The sequence below is a fragment of the Nitrosomonas eutropha genome, from assembly GCF_003201195.1.
Taxonomy (GTDB): domain Bacteria; phylum Pseudomonadota; class Gammaproteobacteria; order Burkholderiales; family Nitrosomonadaceae; genus Nitrosomonas; species Nitrosomonas eutropha.
The window spans coordinates 1-20623 of the sequence record NZ_QICQ01000012.1 but is presented as its reverse complement, the minus strand read 5'-3'; the positions used below and the strand labels follow the sequence as shown (position 1 = coordinate 20623).

18 protein-coding genes and 2 pseudogenes are annotated in these 20623 nt (G+C 51.1%); 12 read left to right on the top strand and 8 right to left on the bottom strand.

What is annotated here, in order from left to right:
* Positions 1-65: 65 nt before the first annotated feature.
* The gene (tmk, locus tag C8R14_RS05920; protein ID WP_011633653.1) at positions 66-713 is read left to right on the top strand and encodes a dTMP kinase; all 648 of its coding nucleotides are present in this window, start codon (positions 66-68) and stop codon (positions 711-713) included.
* 135 nt (positions 714-848) lie between these two features.
* Here the strand turns inward: tmk and C8R14_RS05915 are convergent, their stop codons facing one another.
* The 7 genes from C8R14_RS05915 to nhaC form a co-directional block, all read right to left on the bottom strand.
* Entirely contained in the window at positions 849-4067 is a 3219-nt protein-coding gene (locus tag C8R14_RS05915) for a type I restriction endonuclease subunit R (protein ID WP_011633654.1), read from the bottom strand.
* Positions 4067-4225: a hypothetical protein gene (locus C8R14_RS13495; RefSeq protein ID WP_160803453.1), complete on the bottom strand. Its 159-nt coding sequence runs from the start codon at positions 4223-4225 to the stop codon at positions 4067-4069. The genes C8R14_RS05915 and C8R14_RS13495 overlap by 1 nt, the downstream gene beginning before the upstream one ends.
* Complete coding sequence (locus tag C8R14_RS05910) at positions 4222-5130, bottom strand: Kiwa anti-phage protein KwaB-like domain-containing protein (RefSeq protein WP_011633655.1); 909 nt, start codon at positions 5128-5130, stop codon at positions 4222-4224. The genes C8R14_RS13495 and C8R14_RS05910 overlap by 4 nt, the downstream gene beginning before the upstream one ends.
* The gene (locus tag C8R14_RS05905) at positions 5127-5699 is read right to left on the bottom strand and encodes a KwaA family protein (protein ID WP_011633656.1); all 573 of its coding nucleotides are present in this window, start codon (positions 5697-5699) and stop codon (positions 5127-5129) included. The genes C8R14_RS05910 and C8R14_RS05905 overlap by 4 nt, the downstream gene beginning before the upstream one ends.
* Positions 5696-6964 (bottom strand): restriction endonuclease subunit S, encoded by a 1269-nt coding sequence (locus C8R14_RS13490; RefSeq protein ID WP_011633657.1) that lies wholly within the window; start codon positions 6962-6964, stop codon positions 5696-5698. The genes C8R14_RS05905 and C8R14_RS13490 overlap by 4 nt, the downstream gene beginning before the upstream one ends.
* A complete protein-coding gene (locus C8R14_RS05895; RefSeq protein ID WP_011633658.1) occupies positions 6954-8582 on the bottom strand; it encodes a class I SAM-dependent DNA methyltransferase in 1629 nt (542 codons plus the stop codon). The genes C8R14_RS13490 and C8R14_RS05895 overlap by 11 nt, the downstream gene beginning before the upstream one ends.
* A 206-nt stretch (positions 8583-8788) precedes the next feature.
* Positions 8789-10216, bottom strand: a complete 1428-nt coding sequence (gene nhaC / locus C8R14_RS05890; protein ID WP_011633659.1) for a Na+/H+ antiporter NhaC — start codon at positions 10214-10216, stop codon at positions 8789-8791.
* 253 nt (positions 10217-10469) lie between these two features.
* Between nhaC and holB the strand changes: the two genes are divergently transcribed.
* A complete protein-coding gene (gene holB, locus C8R14_RS05885) occupies positions 10470-11534 on the top strand; it encodes a DNA polymerase III subunit delta' (RefSeq protein WP_011633660.1) in 1065 nt (354 codons plus the stop codon).
* A gap of 3 nt (positions 11535-11537) precedes the next feature.
* Here the strand turns inward: holB and C8R14_RS05880 are convergent, their stop codons facing one another.
* Positions 11538-12029, bottom strand: a complete 492-nt coding sequence (locus tag C8R14_RS05880) for a hypothetical protein (RefSeq protein WP_011633661.1) — start codon at positions 12027-12029, stop codon at positions 11538-11540.
* Between the two features lie 334 nt (positions 12030-12363).
* On the opposite strand from C8R14_RS05880, the gene corA reads away from it, so the two are divergent.
* The 10 genes and pseudogenes from corA to C8R14_RS05830 form a co-directional block, all read left to right on the top strand.
* Positions 12364-13494, top strand: coding sequence for a magnesium/cobalt transporter CorA (gene corA, locus C8R14_RS05875; RefSeq protein ID WP_049753083.1), 1131 nt, complete (start codon positions 12364-12366; stop codon positions 13492-13494).
* 46 nt (positions 13495-13540) lie between these two features.
* Positions 13541-14168: pseudogene (locus C8R14_RS05870) on the top strand (transposase).
* 34 nt (positions 14169-14202) lie between these two features.
* Positions 14203-15354 carry a cell division protein ZipA gene (locus C8R14_RS05865; protein ID WP_011633664.1) on the top strand — a complete coding sequence of 384 codons (1152 nt, stop codon included), beginning with the start codon at positions 14203-14205 and terminating at the stop codon, positions 15352-15354.
* 31 nt (positions 15355-15385) lie between these two features.
* Positions 15386-15625, top strand: a complete 240-nt coding sequence (locus tag C8R14_RS05860; protein WP_011633665.1) for a CDGSH iron-sulfur domain-containing protein — start codon at positions 15386-15388, stop codon at positions 15623-15625.
* A 127-nt stretch (positions 15626-15752) separates the two neighbouring features.
* A complete protein-coding gene (locus C8R14_RS05855) occupies positions 15753-16298 on the top strand; it encodes a L,D-transpeptidase family protein (RefSeq protein WP_011633666.1) in 546 nt (181 codons plus the stop codon).
* Positions 16299-16452: 154 nt separating this feature from the next.
* Positions 16453-17169: pseudogene (locus C8R14_RS05850) on the top strand (IS5 family transposase).
* A gap of 261 nt (positions 17170-17430) precedes the next feature.
* On the top strand, positions 17431-17808 hold the full coding sequence (gene rpsL / locus C8R14_RS05845) for a 30S ribosomal protein S12 (protein WP_011633668.1): 378 nt from the start codon (positions 17431-17433) through the stop codon (positions 17806-17808).
* A gap of 65 nt (positions 17809-17873) precedes the next feature.
* On the top strand, positions 17874-18344 hold the full coding sequence (gene rpsG, locus C8R14_RS05840; RefSeq protein ID WP_011633669.1) for a 30S ribosomal protein S7: 471 nt from the start codon (positions 17874-17876) through the stop codon (positions 18342-18344).
* 70 nt (positions 18345-18414) lie between these two features.
* Positions 18415-20505, top strand: a complete 2091-nt coding sequence (fusA, locus tag C8R14_RS05835; protein WP_011633670.1) for an elongation factor G — start codon at positions 18415-18417, stop codon at positions 20503-20505.
* Between the two features lie 29 nt (positions 20506-20534).
* Positions 20535-20623: GTP-binding protein (locus tag C8R14_RS05830; RefSeq protein ID WP_074455448.1), on the top strand; the 89-nt coding region annotated here is incomplete at its 3' end.

Genomic DNA, 20623 nt, shown 5'->3' with positions numbered 1-20623 from the left:
AGTTCTGAAATTTTAAGGGTGCCGCCATAAAAACGCCCGTTAACCATTTTAATTGAGTGATTATCTTGCAACGCGGAAAATTTATTACTTTTGAAGGGATAGACGGGGCGGGGAAAAGCACCCATCTGGCCTGGCTGGCGAGTTTCCTGCGTGATAAGGGGCTGGAGGTAATCGTGACGCGTGAACCAGGTAGCACCGCGCTGGGTGAACAATTACGGCAATTGTTGCTGGATCATCGCCAGGCGATGCACGCTGAAACCGAGACGTTGTTGATGTTTGCCGCGCGGAGAGAGCATCTGGACAAAGTGATATTGCCAGCATTGGAGCGTGGTGCCTGGGTAATTTCAGATCGTTTTACTGACGCCAGTTTTGCCTACCAGGGCGGCGGCAGGGGAGTGCCATCAGCCAGGCTGGAAATTCTGGAACAATGGGTGCAGAAAGGGTTTTCTCCTGATCTGACGGTGTACTTCGACGTACCGGTGACAATCAGCCGCCAGCGGGTACAATCCGCCAGAACGGCCGATCGCTTTGAGCTGGAACCAGATCTGTTTTTTGAGCGTGTGCGACAAGCCTATCTGCAACGCGCCAAACAATTTTCTGAACGGATCAGAGTAGTGGATGGCAGCTTGTCGCTGGAAGAAGTCAGAACAGCCATGGTGGAAGTTGTAGAGAAATTCTGGTCGGCTCAAGCGAGCTCCGGATACAGAATGTAAGTTTGGCATGAGTAAACAGCCAGATATCAGAGAGACGCCAGATGGGAAGAATATACTGAAAGACAGTGCTGTCGTTGTATTCCTTGCTATTAGATGATTACCCGGACTTCAGCCATAAATCATTCCAATCAGGTTTCATCCATATCCAGCCACACTCCATTCTGACGACAATGCCTCCGCCTGCTGCAATACGGTCTGCACCGCCGCATCCTGCAGGTCGGGTGGGTAGCCATATTTGCGCAGGATGCGCTTGACCAGCACGCGCAGCCGCGCCCGGGCCGATTCACGGTGGGCCCAGTCAACGGCAATGTTTTCTTTCAGGCTGACCAGCAGCTCGTGAGCGATAACCCGCAAATTGTCGTCACCCATCACCTGCACAGCAGATTCGTTCTCCGCCAGCGCGTCGTAAAAGGCGATCTCATCAAGGGATAAGCCCTGTTCCTCGCCGCGATTGCGCGCGGCGCGAATGTCCTGCGCCAAATTGATCAGTTCCTGCAGCACCTCGGCGGTGGTGATAGCATTGGCGTGATAACGGGCAATGGCGTCTTCCAACCGCTCGGTGAAAGCGCGAGTCTCAACCACGTTGGTGCGGGTGCGCGAGCGGATGCTGTCATTGAGCAGCTTGCGCAGCGCTTCCAGCCCCAGATTCTTTTTCTCCATCTGCTGCACTTCAAGCAGAAACTCGTCGGAGAGGATGGAGATATCCGGCGTCTGGATGCCAGCAGCAGCAAGGATATCGACGATCTCGGTGGAGACCACAGCACGGCTGACGATCTGCTGGATGGCTAGTTCCCGATCCTGCCGGATAGCCCCTGCACCGCCCGCCGTCTTGACTAGCGCAGCACGGATGGCCTGGAAGAAACCGACTTCCTCGCGGATGCCGCGCGCTTCATCCGAACTTGCCACCAGTGCAAAGGCCTTCGATAGACTCAGTACGCCATCGGCAAAGCGCCGTCGCGCCTGCCTCGAAGCCTCTGGCGTCTTTTCTGCCGCCGCCCATTGCTGCTGCTTGTCGAGTATCCATTCGATGGCGCTGGCCATCATCGCCAGCCGCTCGCTGGGCGTGCCGCCAAGGCCGGTTTGGTAGTCGAACCCAAAGAACATGTCGCGCACAATCTCGACCTTCTCCAACAACACCGCCACGGCCTCCCGCTCATCAATACCGGTTTTGTCTTGATCCGGTTTGGAATACTGGGCGAGGGCCGACTTCAGGTTCTGGGCAATGCCGATGTAATCCACGATCAAGCCCGCCGGCTTGTCACGGAACACCCGGTTAACGCGGGCAATGGCCTGCATCAGGCCGTGGCCACGCATCGGCTTGTCGATATACATGGTATGTATGCTGGGCGCATCGAAGCCAGTCAGCCACATGTCGCGCACGATCACCAGCCGCAGCGGGTCCTGCGGATCACGGGCACGCTTGGCCAGCAGATCACGGCGCGCCTTGTTTCCGATGTGCTGTTGCCACTCAACCGGGTCAGACGCCGTGCCGGTCATCACGATCTTGATGCTGCCGGCGTTGTCATCGTTGCTGTGCCAGTCGGGGCACAGCTTGATGATCTGGTCATACAGCGCCACACAGATGCGCCGGCTCATGCACACCATCATCGCGCGGCCTGAGAGTGCCGCCACCCGGTCCTCGAAGTGCTGCACCAGGTCGGCGGCCACCAGGGCGAGGCGCTTGTCGCTGCCCACCAGTGCCTCCACGGTGCTCCATTTCTGTTTGGTGCGTTCGGCGCTGGCCTCAACTTCGTCTTCCAGCAGTGCCTCGATCTCGGCGTCGATGTGCGGTTTCTCGTCCTCATCCAGTTCGATGCGCGCCAGCCGCGATTCGTAATAGATCGGCACCGTAGCGCCATCTTCCACCGCACGGCTGATGTCGTAGATGTCGATGTAGTGGCCGAACACCGCCGGCGTGTTCACATCGGCGGCTTCGATGGGCGTACCGGTAAAGCCGATGAAGGAGGCATGGGGCAGCGCATCACGCAGATATTTGGCAAAGCCGTAGGCAATCTCACCGGTTTTGCTGGCCACTTTTGCTCTGAAGCCGTACTGGCTGCGGTGCGCTTCGTCGGCGATGACCACGATGTTGGACCGATTCGTGAGCGCGGGGAAATCGGTCTCGTCTGCCGCCGGGGAAAACTTCTGCAGAGTGGTAAAGATCACGCCGCCCGAAGCGCGGTTGAGCAGGGTGCGCAGATGCTCGCGGTCCTGCGCCTGCACCGGCGTCTGGCGCAGCAGGTCCTTGCACATGGCGAAGGTAGCGAATAACTGGTCGTCCAGATCGTTGCGGTCGGTGAGCACCACCAACGTGGGGTTGGCCATGCGCGAGTCGAATACCAGCAGGCCCGCGTAAAACGCCATCAGCAGGCTCTTGCCGGAACCCTGCGTATGCCAGATCACCCCGGCCTTGTGATCACCAGGCGGTTGGACCTTAACGCTGGGTAGCCCGTAGACAGCCGGGTCCTCGGCCACTCCGAGACGATCCGATGGCTGGCTCGCCCGTAACGTAGAAACTACCGCCTTCTTCACCGCGTGAAACTGGTGGTAGCCGGCGATGATCTTGATCAGCCCGCCACCGGTTTCGCCAAACACGGTGAAATGGCGCAGCAGGTCGAGAAAGCGTCCTTGCTCGAACACGCCCTCGATCAGCGTGGCCATCTCCGGCATGCCTTTGGGTTCGATGCGTGTGCCGTCGGTGGTGCGCCATGGCATAAAACGCTCAAGGTCTGCCGATAGCGACCCCACTCGTGCCGTAATACCGTCGGAGGTCACCAGCAGTGCGTTGGTGTTAAAAAGTTGCGGAATCTGCTGTTTGTAGGTTTGCAATTGGTTAAATGCGCCCAGCAGATGTGCTCCAGCGTTACCCGGTGCTTTCAGCTCAATCACACCTAACGGTAACCCGTTGACGAATACCACCACATCGGGCCGCCGGTTATTTTGATCGTTGATTACCACAAACTGGCTCACAGCCAGCCAGTCGTTTTGTTCTGGATGTTCAAAGTTAATCAGCGCGACCTTGCCCGCCGTCAGGGTGCCATCGTTGGTGTAGTACTCCACATCTACACCTTCCGTCAGCAGCTTGTGCAAGCGGCGGTTCTCCTCCAGCAGTGAGGGCAGCTCTGACTGCATCACTTTGTGAACCGCATCCTGACGCGCTTCCAGCGGTAGGCCAGGGTTCAGACGCGCGACTGCATCCTCGAAGCGCTTCTTGAGCACAACCTCATCATGACTCTCGTGCTCAGACTGCTTACCGTCGGGGCCGATGATTTCCTCTTGCTCAATGCTGTAGCCTAAAGCACGTAACTGATCCAACAGTGCTTGCTCCACGGCAGCCTCCGACAGAAATGCCATTACAGTACTCCTTGTTCTTCGATGATGCGCGCGGCATCGAGTACGCGCAGTTCGCCTGAGAGCAGCTTGGAAAATCGTCGCACCGATGCGAGTGCATCCAGCCCGGCGCACTCGTGCACCCAGGTCAGCAGCTCGGGGTTGACGGGGATACAGGTCATTTGATTGGTTTCCTGCTTGCGGCCACAAACTTTTCCGGCTTGTTTTTTACCAACTCCAATTGGTAACGACGGCGGTCAAGAACTTGCAGAAACGCCATTTCATAGCCAGCAGCAATGATCACTTTGCCGTTCGATTCAGAGACGTCAACGCCCGTGCTCTTGCAGAGCTTTTTGAGTGAGGTCTTGTCGATGTCCTTTATTTCCTTTTGCGTGCGAATCGAGGCGAGATAGCGTGCGGCGCGGGGATGTTTGGCCGCGTACTGTTTGATACTGTCGAATTCGATGTAAGTCAGTTCTGCCTGGATCACGGCCACATTGCCGGGCACTGCATTGAGGATTGCCTGTTGCAGCTGGCCCGCAAACTCGAAGCCGCTCGGGCGAAGAATGTGAACATTCTGTTCGTCAATGAGCAGGTCGAAATCACTGTCTAGTTTGAAGATAGTATCTTCGACAATCTGCAAGGTGTCGTCAAACCAGCGAATCAGGCGTCCCTTGTTCTTGACGATACCCTTGAACTGGGTCGCTCGCCGCAAGGCGGTGAGCTTGTGCTGCTCGTCGTCCGTCAGCCGTACGAAGTAGCAAAATATATCAGCGGGCGAGGTAAGGGCAGCTGCATCCATGGGCAGGTTCACTACCTGATGCAAATCGCGCATGCCAGCGGCCATATCATCGGCTAACGGCAGATAGAGCCACTCCACACCGCCGTGCTTGTCCGAGGGTTCATATTTTGTGGGGCCGTCTTTATCCTGCTGCATGGCCTGCCAGGTCGCCTGCGTCATTTCGCACAAAGTCGTCTGTACCTTAGCATCCACCGGTACGGCCACAAACGTCTGCCCGTTTCCGTCGTCACGGCCGACACCGAATTCGATGAGCGTTACTTTGTTGAGATCAAACGCAAGATTCATTCAGCCTCCAGGTATACGGTGTCGCTCAGACGGTAGGTGGTGAGCTTCTCATTTGGCGAGAGGCTGACACGGCGGGTGATGACAGCGTATCGCGTTTTTCCGGTCAGTGGATTGCCATCAGCAGGCGGATAGACGGTAAATACGCGGTAGCCGAACACGGCAAACATCAGATTCATGTAGTGCAGATTCAAGTGCCAGAACAGGAATACGATGAGCGACAGCGCAGCGAACGTCGCGGCCAGATCGCGTAGCGTGCCGAGATCTTCCGAGTAGAAGGGTAGCAGCATCGCAAACAGGTAGACTAGAATATGGTCGCGATGATCGTCGGCTGTACCGACAGTCACCTCGCGCCGGTCGTTATTCCGCTTGGCCGTGCCGATACGCAGCCATAGGAAAGCGTTGGGCAGCAGGACCATCGACGTGCAGAAGCCGATGAAGTAATGATCCGGGATCAGGCTGTTGCCGCGAATGGCCCAGAGAATAAACAGCGGCGAGATACTGCTCAGCACCATCAGCAGTCGTGCTGTCTTGAGCCCTTCGCTGTAAGTCTTTCCGGGAGTCGTGCTCATATCCCGGTCCTCTCCATGAATTTCTCGGCATCTACGATACGCAGTTCGCCAGCGATCAGTTTCGGGAGCAGGGTGTCGTGGAGTTGGGTGAGCAAGTGCAACTCGTTTTGTGCTGTAAAAATTTTCTCTCTCAGTTTTCTTGCTAAGACAGAAAATTTTTCGAGCAATACTTCAGGTGGTGACACAACTTCAAGTCGATAAACATTCTTACGGTTCAAACCAGGGACGGCTGCATCAGTGTTCATATCACGCAGCGGGAGTGACTCAAGCAAGTGATAACAAAAAGGTAGCGAAACCAAAGGCTGTACATAAAAAACTGTATCTATTGGGTAGCTGGGGGATTGCTCCCAATACAAACTGCCGACAGTTCCCTTTCGCCCCACAATAACGGCTTCACTATCAATAAGAGCTATATTATGAACACCTGTGATACCACCAGAGCCATATACTGGAACGTTGCCAGGGCTTCGGGCTTTAGCTGGCAATGATTTACCATAAGCAAGACTCAGAAAATCAGATACTCGTCGAATTTCCCACCCCTCCGGAATCTCGCCCAGTTCTGATTCGACGAGCCGGTCGGGGAAGAGGTCGTAGAGGTGCGCGGGCAGGCCGGGGAGTGATTGGTTGCGTTGCCAGCGGCCTTCCAATTTGGCGCGGACGGGGCCGAAGTCGATGAACCAGTCCTTAAACAGGGCGCGGGCCATGGCCTCCAGGGTCTGGTTGCGGCGGCGGTTGAGTTCGATCTTGTCGTCCAGCGTGCCGAGGATGTGGGCGATGGCGCGTTGTTCAGGTACAGAGGGTGCAGCGATTACAAGTTTTTCGAGCATCCCTTTGGTGAGTGCGTTTCGAGTTGCGCCGGCGGATGCCAGAGCGAGTAAGTGCGCTTGCATCGATGGACTTACGAGCGAGTAACGCAGAAATCTTGCGTCAAGCGTTTCCGGCCGTGGACGGACGATTGCCACATGCTGGTTTACTCGTGCCGGCAACACAGCAGGGTCAACTTGGCAGCAACGCGCGACCGAATCACCGGTGATGTTGAGAAGAACATCATCGGCTTCCACAACGACGTTGCGGAGTTCGTCAGCTTGATCGTCGTCGATGAATGCGAGACCTTCGTGAACGAAGCGGTCGTTGTAGATGTTCTGGCTGCGAATCAATGACGTAGCTCCGCCGCGATACGCCTCCTTGCCGCCACGAGGAGTTGCGCCGCTGCCAATCTTGGAGCATACGGCCCCAAGCGTAAGTGGATGGAATTCACCCCCCATACCCAAGCTCCCTCAGGTTGGCCTCAATTTCGACATCCAGCCGCGCCGCTTCCTGCTGCTGCTCGCGCCACTGGGCGCTGAGCCGCTGCATCTTGTCGGCAAAGGCTTCACCGTCGTCCTCGGCGGCTTCGGCGCCGACGTAGCGGCCGGGGGTGAGCACATGGCCGTGCTTGCGGATTTCTTCCAGCGTGGCGGCCTTGCAGAAGCCGGGGATGTCCGCGTACTGGGTCGCTCCCGGCATCCTGCCTCCCGCGACACTAGCACTTCCCTGTGCGTCGCCCGCTACCTTCTCGCCGCGCCAGGCATGGTAGGTGTCGGCGATCTTCTGGATGTCCTCGTCGGTAAGTTCGCGCCGGGTGCGGTCCACCAGCGTGCCCATGTTTCGGGCGTCGATAAACAGCACCTCGCCGCGCCGGTCGCGCAGAGTCTCCCCGCCTTTTGATAGAGAGCCGCGCTTGCCGTTGGATTTGTCACGAGCCAGGAACCACAAGCAGGCGGGGATCTGCGTGGAGTAGAACAACTGCCCCGGCAGGGTAACCATGCAGTCCACGGCGTCGGCTTCCACCATGGCCTTGCGGATTTCGCCTTCGCCGCTCTGGTTGGAGCTCATGGAGCCGTTGGCCAGCACCACGCCGGCGGTGCCAAAGGGGGCCAGGTGCCAGTGGATGTGCTGCAGCCAGGCGTAGTTGGCGTTGCCCACGGGCGGCACGCCGAATTGCCAGCGCGGGTCTTCGCGCAGGCGGTCGCCGCCCCAGTCGGAGATGTTGAAGGGCGGGTTGGCGAGGATGTGGTCGAAGCGCAGGTCGCGCAGCTCGTCCTTGTGAAAGCTGCCTTCGTTGTTCCAGCGGATATCGGAGTCGATGCCGCGCACGGCAAGGTTCATCTTGGCCAGGCGCCAGGTGGTGTAGTTGCTCTCCTGGCCGTAGATGGCGATGTCGCCAATGCGGCCGCCGTGCTCCAGTACGAACTTCTCGCTCTGCACGAACATGCCACCGCTGCCGCAGCAGGGGTCGTAGACGCGACCGGCGTAGGGTTCGAGCATCTGCACCAGCACCTGTACCACCGAGCGCGGGGTGTAGAACTCGCCGCCGCGCTTGCCTTCGGCGCCGGCGAACTGGCTGAGGAAGTATTCGTAGACCCGGCCAAGCACGTCTTTCGATTTGTCGCCGCCCTCGTTCATGGCGATGCCCGAGATCAGGTCGATCAGCTCGCCCAGCATCACCTTGTTCAGCGCCGGGCGGGCGTAGTCCTTGGGTAGCACGCCCTTGAGGGATTCGTTGTCCTTCTCGATGGCGCGCATGGCGTCGTCGATCAGGGTGCCGATTTCAGGGCGTTTGGCGTTGGCCTTGAGGTGTGACCAGCGTCCCTCCTTGGGTACCCAGAAGATGTTGTCCGCGAGGTACTCGTCTTTATCTTCGGCGGCTGCTGCACTTTCGGCCGCTAGCTCCGCATGGCGAGCCTCGAAGGCGTCGGAAATGTATTTGAGGAAGATCAGCCCCAAAGCGACGTGCTTGTAGTCGCTGGGTTCCATGTTGCCGCGCAGCTTGTCGGCAGCCTTGAAAAGCTCAGCTTCAAAGCCGAGATGATCGGTGGTTTTGTTGTTATTGGATTTAACCATTGGGTATTTCCTTGTTCTTTTCTATTTGCTTGTGGCTTTAGCTGCTGGCGATCGCTGCCTCGGAGCGCGCCTGGCATTCTCTACTCCCGATAGTGCCAGCGGGTGGGTTAATCTATTATCAACAATTTTTATGTTGGTAAAATGCTGAATAAATAGAGATTTTACTTTTTCGGGAAGATTATGTCTGGCAGGAGTGGAATATCATATTAACTCTCCACAGGGTGCCTGGCACGCAGCAGGCCGATTCCCAGCATGGCCATGATGATTGAAACCAGGGGATTTAGCACGTTAAGCAGAGCATACGCGGCGTAGTCCAGTGTTGGTACACCCAGTGTTGCGGCGTAAAAAACACCTGCTGTTGTCCACGGGATCAGGCCGGCGGTCAGTGTGGAACCTTCTTCAGTGGAACGCGATAACACGGCCAGATCCAGCTGTTTTTCCCGATAAGGTTGCCTGAACAGCTGGCAGGTGAGGATGATGGAAATATACGTCTCTCCCATAACCAGGTTACCGGCCAGGCCGGAAGCAATAGTGGCGGCAATCAGGGCACTGGCTCGGTTGATTGGCGCAATCAGCCGCATCAATAGTACTTGCAAGAATCTGGCACGATACAGGATGCCGCCCAGTGCTAGCGCCATGATGGATAACAGCAAAGTCCAGGCCATGCTGTATAAACCGCCGCGTCCAAGTAATTCGTCAATATTGGCGATGCCGGTATGGCCGGGTGTGTTCAGCCACAGCGCGTTGATGACATTGACAGTATCTCTTCCTTGATAGGCCACGGCGATCAGCATTGCCAGCAGGATGCTGCATGTCATACTGGTTTCGGCACTGTAGCGTTTCATACTCATGCCCAGCATCACTAGCAGGGGTAACAGCGTTATCGCCCCGTTCATTCGATAGGAATGTGCCAGCGCGCTGCGGATTTCTGCCAGATGTGCTTGCGGAAGATGATAATCGCCGTACTGCAGTCCCCATACGAGAAAAATAGCCAGAACAATTATGAATGTGGGCAGCGTGGTGTACAGCATTGAGCCGATATGTCGGTATAGATTCGTACCAGCACTTATTGCCGCGAGATTGGTGGTGTCGGAAATCGGTGACAGCTTGTCACCAAATGTTGCGCCGGAGACGATCATGCCGGCCACCAGTGGCAGCGGAATACCCATGGCATTACCGATTCCGATCAGTACTACGCCGATGGTGCCGACGGTGCCCCAGGAGGTGCCGGTTGCAACCGACATCAAGCTGCACAATACGAAACCGGTTGCCAGAAACAAGGAGGGACTGAGCCAGTCGAGACCAAAATACAACAGACTTGCGATAGTACCGCTTTGCATAAAGCTGGCGATCACCATGCCGATCAGCAGGAAAATGTAAATCGCCGGCAATGCCCTGACGATGCCTTCATCCATCATGCTGCGAATAGCAGTAAACGAATAACCCAGGCTATGGGTATGCAGGCCTGCCCAGATCAACGCCAGAAAAATGAGTGCGTGCAGGCTGATTTGAAACACGAACAAACCCGATGCAATCAGCAGCAGTATTCCTGTAAAACAAATGAGTGCCTGCCAGAAGGAAGGGAGCGGGTGTATATTTGGCGGTTCCTCTACGGTGGTGTCGTTGTGTGTCATGGTTTTGGTGATTATTTATGGATCAGTTAATGTCAATAACATTGCGTGATTACCTGATTACCTTGCTTTCCTTGTTCTTTTTTTGGGGGGATGCAGACTTTATCACCAGGATATTCAAACAGCCAGATTGGGTGCCAGTGTTTCCGATCCGGGTCATGCTTGTTGGAAATCGCGCTAAACTGCAATGCCTTTATTAAAGGCAGTTTCTTTATTTAATGAAAAACTATTTTTTTAAGATAGGGTAACTTCAAAAATGACTGTGGCTGAAATTTTTCCATGGCAGCAGACAATCTGGCAGCAGATCCGGCAGCCGGACAGTTTGAGGCGGCATCATGCCCTATTGCTAAAAGGGCGCAAAGGAACTGGTAAGCTGGGTTTTGCTCTTGCTCTGGTGCGATCCATGCTGTGTGAACAGGTAGATGCAGCAGGGAGGGTATGCGGAAAATGTCAGGATTGTTACTGGTTTGAACAGGGGCTGCATCCGAATTTCCGTTTGCTGGAGCCGGAAGCGTTGTCAGTTCAGGATGGGACGGCAGACAGGAATAGCGAAGAAAAGCAGGAGGAGGCTGGTGGTACAAAGTCTGGCAAAAAGCCGAGTCAGCAGATCACGATTGCGCAGATCCGTACACTGGATGACTTTATCTATCTGAGCGCACACCAGAATCGCTACAAGGTGGTGTTGATTCATCCGGCCGAGGCAATGAATGCAGCTGCTGCCAATGCGTTGCTGAAAAAGCTGGAAGAACCGCCGCCAGAAGTGTTGTTTATTCTGATAGCGCACGGAACGTCAATGATTCCGGCAACTATTCTGAGCCGCTGTCGGCAGATTGCCATGCCGACGCCGGATCGTAAACTTGCAAAAGACTGGTTGATTCAACAGGGAATTGCACAACCTGATTTCCGTTTGGCCATGTCGAGTTTCTCACCATTGCTGGCATTGCACTATGACGAGCAACAATCTTCGCCTCATGCTGATTTTATTCAGAGTTTATGTGTGCCGGAGAAATTTGATCCAATCGGATTGGCAGAAAAACTGTACAAGCAGGATTTATCCAGTGTGACCAGCTGGATGCAGAAATGGTGCTATGACCTGATGAGCTGCCACCTTAGTGGAAGGGTGCGTTACCACCTGCAGCAGATGGATGCCATCAAGCGGCAGGCGGCAGTCATAGATCCGGTTGCGGTTGGATTTCTATGGCGTGATCTGGCTGCTTCACAGCAACTGGCACACCACCCGCTCAACCCCAGGCTATTTCTGGAAGAGATGTTTCTGATCTGTGCTGAAATAATACATCCGGCAAGCTCAGAAACAAGGTAATAACTACTGAATGCAGGATTCGCTGGTTGGGTCGATGGTGCAAGCCCAGAGCGTTCTGTGAATACCTGCTGCACGATTAAACAGGTGGTCGGCCTGTTGGGATTTTTGCTGCTCCAGCGTGAGGGAAGCTTTTTCGGGAATGAAGTATTTTTGTACCCAGAAACGTATTCTGCAGAACTCTTTCTCGTTTGCGCACAGCTTGTGAATGGCAGAGCTGTATATCGTTTTATCTGCTTGCCGCCCTTTTTCTATCAACACCATATTCACAAATTTTCCTGAATTACCCATTTCAACTTTGCGTATCAGTTGCCAGCCAATACCGCTGGGTAGTGCATTTTCATCTACCTTGACCACAGTTTCGGATTCGGCGGTGGCCGGGGCTGTTTCTTCCACAGGTGTAGAGGCTGCAGCATGTTCTCCATCCTGTACTGAAAAAGCCAGGCTTGACCAGGTGATTGCGAGAGCAATCAGCAATCCTTTTCCTATATTGTTCATGTGTTCCCCTTATGAAAACAGCTTGTTATATTGAAAGGCGCCTCAAGAAACTTACGACACCTGATCTGCTCGCGACAGTTTTTTAAGCTGACCCGAGATGTATTATTCTGTCTGCACGAAGTATTGCCCAGGCTGCTTGAGAAATATAAAAAATCCGGCCATAACAACTTGTTTTCGTAACACCCGACAGACTAACGTTTCTGATCTTATCCAAAGATTGGATCACTGTGCAACGATTGTGACTGGAAATCGGTAGCTTGCATGTTTGTTTCATCAGATTTAACCAAGAATTTTTATTTGGCAGAAGATTCTTTCGGAGCAGAAAGAGGAGTCTATGAAACATAAAATTACGACGAATTTGAGTCATCCACGCAAGCATCATGCTCGCGTGCGTAATTATCGTCCAGGTGCGTCCCCCGGTTCTTTGGAAGCTCTGCCGGCTGCAGGGTCAGGGACGACACCGATGCCATTGGCGTGTATTTCACTGCTGCGTTATGGAAAAAATGGGGTGATTGAAGAGCAACGTGGGCTTGCAGCACACGATTGCCGGGCGCCTGCTGCCAGCGCAGCAGACGTTATCTGGTTGCATTTACAAGGTCTACCTGCTCCAGAGCAGTTGCAGGCGTTGAGTGCAGTGTTTGGTTTGCATCCGCTTGCGCTAGAGGATGTATTCCATCGGGAGACCCGTTCCAAAATAGAAGCCTACGAGGCGCAGCAGTTTGTTGTGCTCAATTACCTGCATCAGGACCAAACGGGTAAATTCAATACCGGCCTGGTGAGTATTTTTCTGGGAAAGAACTATCTCATCAGTATTAACGATGGTCCAGGTGATCTTTTCGAGCCTGTTCGGCGGCGTATTCGCAATACGGGCAAGCCGTGCGAGCATGGTGCCGATTATTTACTATATGCACTGGCGGATGTCATTGTTGATAGTGGATTTTCGTTGCTTGAGGAACTCGGCGATCAGATTGAAGCGCTGGAAAATGAAATTCTCGACAACCCAGGTCACGAGGCGCGCAACAAAATTCATTGCATCAAGCGTGAATTGGTTCAGGTGCGTCGCATCTGGTGGCCGCAACGTGAGGTTATTGCCGCACTTATGCGCGATGATGGACATTTTCTGTCGGATATCACACGTCTTTACATGCGTGACTGTTACGATCACTGCGTGATTGTGATTGACTTTGTTGAAACCTATCGTGAGATGGCGTCTAATCTGCTTGATACTTATCTGTCCGCAGTGAGCCAGCGTATGAATGATGTCATGAAGGCACTTACCATTATCGCCACAATTTTTTTACCCCTTATGTTTCTCACGGGTCTGTACGGTATGAACTTTGATACTGAAAGCCCGTGGAATCTGCCTGAGCTGCACTGGCGTTTTGGCTATTTTTACGTGCTCAGTGTAATGGCCGTTGTGGTTATTGGCATGCTGATTTATTTCCGGCGCAAGCGTTGGTTGTAAGAACCTGTTTATGATCTTGTAAAACTGCTGATAATAATGTTGGGGCATGAGAAAAAATTATCCGAGCGACATCAGTCGCGAACAATTTGAAATTATCAAGCCGTTGTTGGAGTGTGCGCGCTGGAAGACCTACCCCAGACGCATAGACCTGTCCGAAGTATTCTGTGCGGTGCTCTGTATTTACTCAGGAGCGGCTGCCAATGGCGCATGCTGCCCGAGGAGTTTCCCAAATAGCGCACAGCACACTCGTACTTTTCCATCTGGAGTGAATTACGCGAAGGTGGCAGGCCGTAAGGGGGCTTTGCTGGTGGCTGCGTCGTTGCAAACATGGGCTGCAGCAAGGACAAAGTTTGCTGTACGACAGCGCCTATCTGGGCAAACCTTTTGCCCAAGGAGTGTGCGAAATCCTGGGAAAGTTTGTGACGGTACAAATCGCCAATCATAGCGAGCTGCTATACCTTTAAAGTCATGCCTGGGTAAATCATACCCAGGTGCTGGATTGTGGGACGTAGCTTCGCGTGGCGAGAAAAGAATCGGTGACTGTGAAAAAACTGTGAGCGATTACTCAATGCCAGCTTACAGTTCATTCACTTTTGGCATTTCTGGTGATCCTGCTAAAAAGAGTTGGAACAGGTTCTGAGAAGTGCCCTTGTGTGCGAGCAGAACGATTATAATCGTACCAATTGTGCCAAAGGGGGATAACAGTTTATGAGTGATTTGCAAATCAGCCTGGTTATTATTGGTGTTGTGATTATTGCCGGGGTTGTCATATTCAACAGAATTCAGTTGGCTCGCCATCATCGCCGGGTTCAGGATGCGTTCAGACATGAGCATGATGATGTTTTATTGAGTGATGAGCATAAACCAATATCTGTAGATGAACGGATTGAGCCACAATTTGGTGATGAAGTACCGTCAATTCAGGATGATGCGACGGATTTGGCCAATGTTCCGGCGAGTGCTTTGTCTGAACGGCATGTGGCGAACGATCAGCCGGTACAGAAAGAGCCCGGTGTGCAGAAGAAAGCTGCTAGCGTTGATAGCATGATCAATTATATTGCCGATATTCGCTCAAACTCACCTATCCCGCATGAGAGACTCATAGATCTGCTGCAACAGAAGTTCGATTACGGTAAGCCAGTGCGCTGGTACGGCCTGCAGTCAGAAGGACAGCTGTGGGAGGAGATTTCGCTAGATACGCTTAGCCCCAGAAATACGTATATCGAATTGAAAGGATGCTTGCAGCTTGTGGATCGCTCTGGACTGGTAACAGAAATTAATTTATCGAGATTTCGTGACATGGCCGAAGATTTTTCTGTGCAGATTCACGCGGAAGTTGATTGTCCTGATATTGCGGATGCGTATGCCAGGGCGGTTGATCTGGATAGATTTTGTGCTGATGTCGATGTGATTATGGGTGTCAATATTATCAGTAAAGATGGTGGTGCTTTTGTTGGAACCAAAATCCGTGCGTTGGCGGAGGCATCTGGTTTTAGGCTGGAATCCGAAGGAGTTTTCAGATACCGGGATAGCGAAACGAATGAGGTGATGTTTTCCCTTGGCAACTTTGAGTCTGCTCTGTTTTTGCCGGCAAATATGCGGACGTTGACTACTCGGGGCATTACTTTTCTGTTAGATGTGCCCAGGGTCGCAAATGGTGAGAAAGTATTTGATCAGATGGTCCATATTGCCAGACTTTTTTCATCGACATTGAACGGCCTTCTGGTGGATGACAACAGAGTACCGCTGAGTGAAAGTGGAGTAAAAAGAAGTAGGCAGCGGTTGGCTGATATTCAAACTACAATGGCGGCACATAGTATTGCTGCTGGTAGTGAAACAGCCCTGAAGCTATTTGATTAACAGTATCTCAAGTGTTCCGTGGGAGTAAGCCATGGATAAATCTGGTGCTGTGCAGAATCATCCGATTCAGGTTCAGCTGGAAATTGGGAAGCGATATTACTGGTGTCGATGTGGTCTCAGTCAATCACAACCATTCTGTGACGGTTCTCATAGAGGTGCCGGAATAAACCCTGTGCCATTTACGATTAGGGAAGCTGGCTCGGTTTGGCTTTGTGTCTGCAAAAAAACAGGTAATGCTCCTTTTTGCGACTGTTCTGGTAGTGAGCCATGATTTTTTATGCATTCTGATTGGATCTGGGGCTTGGGTGCACGAAAACCATGAACTACTGCGATATTGAAGCAGAGATAGTAGGGGTGTTCAGAGTGGGTTATTAATTTTTGACAGATGTGGTTTGACAATGCGCTGGATTCTAACCGGATTATTTTTGTTGTTGGTATTTCCACTGCCAAGCCGTGCAGCTCAGGACGTGTGGATTCTGATAGATACTTCAGAGCACCGGCTTAGTGTCATGCGCAAGGATAAAGTCTTGCTGACTTTTGATAATGTCGCTATTGGTCGGTATGGCGCTAGCCGCTCAAGGATGCGAGGAGATAATCAAACACCGCTAGGATCGTTCCAAATCAGTTGGGTTAAACAACATGACCGCTTCTATCGTTTTTATGGCATTAATTATCCTAATCGAGAGGTTGCGGACTTGGCTCTTTCAGAGGGGAGAATTTCGCGACAAGTCTGGGAAAATATAATGAATGCCATTGAATCCACGGGATTGTCACCACAGGATACATCGCTTGGTGGTTACATAGGTATTCATGGCATAGGTAAGGGTGATCAGGCAGTACACTCTCGTTTCAATTGGACAAATGGATGTGTGGCTCTTACTAATGTCCAAATTGATCAATTGAATCCGTGGGTAAAACTGGGTACGCGTGTGGTAATACGATGATAGTTCACTTCGTGAAAGGATTCTGAAAAATACGATTGAGTAAAAAGATGTCGATGTGCCTAATTTATTAAGGCCTGTTCCTGTTTGATCTCAATATTGATTTAAAGAAGCAAGTTCGTATCGTTGTAGCTCTCACCAGCAATAGGAGCTTGCAATGCCCCGGTTGTTGCTCAATGCAGAACTCTGGCTGAAGCTACTGGCCATTTTGCTTCACAATCACCTCTACAACAAGCAAGATTTGCGTATGACTGTCGAAGGCATACTGTACCGCATGGTACCGGTTCATTCGGGAGCTGGAGCAAGGTTTATAAACGATGCACCGCCTGGTCTGTCAGCGGAAAATGGCTCAAGGTATTTCAGGCTCTGGTGGTTGAGCTGGACATGGAGCGGGTTTTTATCGATGGTAGCTATCAAGGCTCACCAGCACAGTGCGAGCGGTAAGGATAAAGCAATTGGAAAAAGCCAGGGCCGGTAATACCCGCAAGATTCACATGGCGGTGATACTCAGGGACTTCCCATCGCATTCAATATTATCGGTAGTCAGATCAATGATTGCACACACGCATTGGCTTTGCGATCCAGGCTGGGCGCGGCTCAATCCATTATCGCAGACAAAGGACTATGACAGTCAGGCCATTCGCGATCAAATCGAACAACAAGGTGCCAAGGCAGTCATTCCAGGGAAGGAGTAACTCCAAAACAGGTAATGCAGATCCGGACCGGGGACTATACCGATACTGACACCTGGTAAAAAATATTTTCACACGGTTGAAACAGTGCCGGGCGGTGGTCCCGTGCTTTGATAAATTCAAACATAACCACGAAAGCCTCGTGGCTATGGGTTTGTACCTTCCTGTGGTTACCAATGTGAAATGGGAGCAGACCTTTGGATAGTCAGTTGATTTAACTGCGGCAACAGAATACTTTAGCCTTGACTTGAAAATAATAACGCCGTAAAATTCGCAGTCTTTTTTAGCCGCTATATAAGGCGAGAGGGTTTTGTGTAAAACAAGGCTATAGGAAAGCAAAAGAAAAACATAGGTTGAAGGCGTAAAAAAGAGTCTGCGCTATTTTAATGAAAACAACCTGCATAATAGAATTAAAACTTGATGTATGAAAAGCTGGGAGCAAAATGCCGACAATTAGTCAATTGGTGCGCAAGCCACGTAAAGCAAAGCAAGTAAAAAGTAAGGTTCCTGCTCTTGAGAGCTGTCCCCAGAAAAGAGGGGTGTGCACTCGTGTTTATACGACAACGCCTAAAAAGCCAAACTCTGCGCTCAGGAAAGTGGCCAGGGTGCGATTAACCAATGGTTATGAAGTGAGTAGCTATATTGGAGGCGAGGGGCATAATTTGCAGGAGCACTCGGTTGTATTGATCCGTGGTGGAAGAGTTAGGGATTTGCCGGGTGTTCGGTATCACACTGTGCGCGGAAGTTTGGATACGGCTGGTGTGAAAGATAGAAAGAAAGCGCGTTCAAAATATGGTTCAAAAAGACCAAAAAGTGCATAAGATATATAGTTCAGTGTGCGTATAGCTGTGTGAGATTAATAATCAAAATATTGAGATAGTGCAAAATGCCTAGACGCAGAGAAGTGCCCAAAAGAGAGATTTTACCGGATCCAAAATACCATAATGTGGAATTGGCTAAATTTGTAAACGTATTGATGACGCGTGGAAAAAAATCAATTGCTGAGCAAATCATATATGGTGCTTTAAGTCACGTAGAGAAAAAATCGGGAAAGGATCCGGTGGAGGTATTTACACAGGCGCTGTCAAACATCAGGCCGGTCGTAGAAGTTAAAAGCAGGCGGGTAGGTGGTGCGAATTATCAGGTTCCGGTTGAGGTTAGGTCGGTGAGAAGGAGTGCTCTGGCTATGCGGTGGTTGCGAGACGCAGCTCGTAAGCGTAGTGAGAAGTCAATGGATTTAAGATTGGCTGGTGAATTGCTGGAGGCTTCTGAGAATCGTGGAACGGCAATTAAGAAGCGTGAGGAAGTGCATAGAATGGCAGAATCAAATAAAGCATTTTCTCATTTCAGGTTTTGAAGAGTTGGCTGCTTATATATAAAGTACAGCTGTAGCTATTTATCAGAAAAAACAATCTTAGGGTGTGGCAGTGTCAAAAAGAAATCCGTTAGAGCGATACCGTAATATAGGCATCATGGCTCATATTGATGCAGGAAAAACAACAACAAGTGAGCGTATATTATTTTATACAGGTGTTTCTCATAAGTTGGGAGAGGTGCATGACGGTGCTGCCACTATGGATTGGATGGAGCAAGAGCAGGAAAGGGGCATTACAATTACTTCTGCCGCCACAACATGTTTCTGGAAGGGGATGGCGGGCAATTACCCCGAGCACAGGATTAATGTAATTGATACACCAGGGCACGTAGATTTTACGATTGAAGTGGAGCGTTCATTGCGGGTTTTGGATGGAGCTTGTACGGTATTTTGTTCGGTTGGTGGTGTGCAGCCACAAACAGAGACGGTTTGGCGGCAAGCAAATAAGTATGGCGTTCCGAGGCTGGCTTTTGTAAATAAAATGGATCGATCGGGTGCAAATTTTATGCGTGTCCGTGAGCAAATGATAAGTAGGCTTAAGGCAAATCCTGTGCCAATTCAATTGCCTATCGGAGCGGAAGATAAATTTGCTGGCATCATTGATCTCGTGAAGATGAAAGCTGTTTATTGGGATGATGCAAGTCAAGGCACGAAATTTGAGGAGCGTGAAATACCGGCTTCTCAACAAGCTGATGCGGCTACTTGGCGCGAAAAAATGATAGAGTCTGCGGCCGAAGCAAGTGAAGAGTTGATGAATAAGTATTTGGAAGCGGGTGATTTGGCAGTGGAGGACATCAAGCAAGGGCTACGTGCAAGAACAATAAATAATGAAATCGTGCCAATGCTTTGTGGGACAGCATTCAAAAATAAAGGTGTGCAGGCTATGTTGGATGCTGTTTTAGATTATTTGCCTTCACCATTAGATGTACCGGCAATTAAAGGTGTAGATGAAAATGGCTTGGAGGATGAGCGTGGACCAAGTGAAGATAGTCCATTTGCAGCTCTAGCATTTAAGATTGCGACAGATCCCTACGTTGGGCAGCTAATATTTTTTCGGGTATATTCTGGGACTGTTAAATCAGGTGATACTGTATTTAATCCTGTTAAAGGAAAGAGGGAAAGGATTGGTAGATTGTTGCAGATGCACGCTAATCAGCGTGAAGAAATTAAAGAGGTTGGAACTGGCGATATTGCTGCAGCAGTAGGTCTGAAGGAAGTTACAACGGGGGATACATTATGTGATCCTAATCATGTAATTACTCTGGAACGTATGGATTTCCCGGAGCCAGTTATTCATGTAGCGGTAGAGCCAAAAACTAAGATTGATCAGGAAAAGATGGGGATTGCGCTTAACCGTTTAGCTCAGGAAGATCCATCTTTTAGAGTTAGAACAGATGAGGAATCTGGCCAGACGATTATTTCTGGTATGGGTGAACTCCACCTGGAAATTATTGTTGATCGGATGAAGAGAGAATTTGGAGTGGAGGCAAACGTAGGTGCTCCACAAGTTGCATACCGAGAAGCGATAAGAAAGCAAGTTGAGATTGAGGGTAAATTCGTTAAGCAAAGTGGTGGTCGTGGTCAATATGGTCATGTATGGTTGCGAATGGAGCCTAATGAAGCAGGTAAGGGATTTGAATTTGTTGATGAAATTAAGGGTGGTGCTGTTCCGAGAGAATATATTCCTGCTGTTGAGAAAGGATTGCGGGATTCATTATCGAACGGAGTGCTTGCCGGATACCCGGTTGTTGATGTAAAAATCGCATTATTTGATGGTTCATACCACGATGTTGATTCCAATGAAAATGCTTTTAAGATGGCTGCATCAATAGCGTTTAAAGATGGTATGAAAAAAGCCAGCCCAGTTCTTTTGGAGCCAATGATGGCAGTAGAAGTGGAAACACCATCTGAGTTTATGGGTAATGTGGTTGGTGACTTATCTTCACGTCGTGGAATTATTCAGGGAATGGAAGATATTCCAGGGTTTAAGGTGATACGATCAGAAGTACCATTGGCGGAGATGTTTGGGTACTCCACTATACTTCGATCTGCTACTCAAGGTAGGGCAACATACTCTATGGAGTTCAAGCATTATTCTGAAGCTCCAAAAAATGTGGCTGAGGCAATCATCAGTAAGAAATAAAGCTATTCAAATAAAAAGAGGTTGACGTAATGGCGAAAAGTAAATTCGAGCGGGTGAAGCCGCATATAAATGTAGGGACGATAGGCCATGTGGATCATGGGAAAACGACGTTAACGGC

What these genes read in the sequence shown, in the direction of transcription:
- rpsG (WP_011633669.1), top strand. Translation starts at nt 17,874, where the DNA reads ATGCCTAGACGCAGAGAAGTGCCCAAAAGAGAGATTTTACCGGATCCA.
- C8R14_RS05860 (WP_011633665.1), top strand. Translation starts at nt 15,386, where the DNA reads ATGGATAAATCTGGTGCTGTGCAGAATCATCCGATTCAGGTTCAGCTG.
- C8R14_RS05910 (WP_011633655.1), bottom strand. Translation starts at nt 5,130, where the DNA reads ATGAATCTTGCGTTTGATCTCAACAAAGTAACGCTCATCGAATTCGGT.
- C8R14_RS05915 (WP_011633654.1), bottom strand. Translation starts at nt 4,067, where the DNA reads ATGGCATTTCTGTCGGAGGCTGCCGTGGAGCAAGCACTGTTGGATCAG.
- C8R14_RS05905 (WP_011633656.1), bottom strand. Translation starts at nt 5,699, where the DNA reads ATGAGCACGACTCCCGGAAAGACTTACAGCGAAGGGCTCAAGACAGCA.
- C8R14_RS05895 (WP_011633658.1), bottom strand. Translation starts at nt 8,582, where the DNA reads ATGGTTAAATCCAATAACAACAAAACCACCGATCATCTCGGCTTTGAA.
- C8R14_RS13495 (WP_160803453.1), bottom strand. Translation starts at nt 4,225, where the DNA reads ATGACCTGTATCCCCGTCAACCCCGAGCTGCTGACCTGGGTGCACGAG.
- rpsL (WP_011633668.1), top strand. Translation starts at nt 17,431, where the DNA reads ATGCCGACAATTAGTCAATTGGTGCGCAAGCCACGTAAAGCAAAGCAA.
- corA (WP_049753083.1), top strand. Translation starts at nt 12,364, where the DNA reads ATGAAACATAAAATTACGACGAATTTGAGTCATCCACGCAAGCATCAT.
- C8R14_RS05865 (WP_011633664.1), top strand. Translation starts at nt 14,203, where the DNA reads ATGAGTGATTTGCAAATCAGCCTGGTTATTATTGGTGTTGTGATTATT.
- C8R14_RS13490 (WP_011633657.1), bottom strand. Translation starts at nt 6,964, where the DNA reads ATGGGGGGTGAATTCCATCCACTTACGCTTGGGGCCGTATGCTCCAAG.
- holB (WP_011633660.1), top strand. Translation starts at nt 10,470, where the DNA reads ATGACTGTGGCTGAAATTTTTCCATGGCAGCAGACAATCTGGCAGCAG.
- C8R14_RS05855 (WP_011633666.1), top strand. Translation starts at nt 15,753, where the DNA reads ATGCGCTGGATTCTAACCGGATTATTTTTGTTGTTGGTATTTCCACTG.
- nhaC (WP_011633659.1), bottom strand. Translation starts at nt 10,216, where the DNA reads ATGACACACAACGACACCACCGTAGAGGAACCGCCAAATATACACCCG.
- C8R14_RS05880 (WP_011633661.1), bottom strand. Translation starts at nt 12,029, where the DNA reads ATGAACAATATAGGAAAAGGATTGCTGATTGCTCTCGCAATCACCTGG.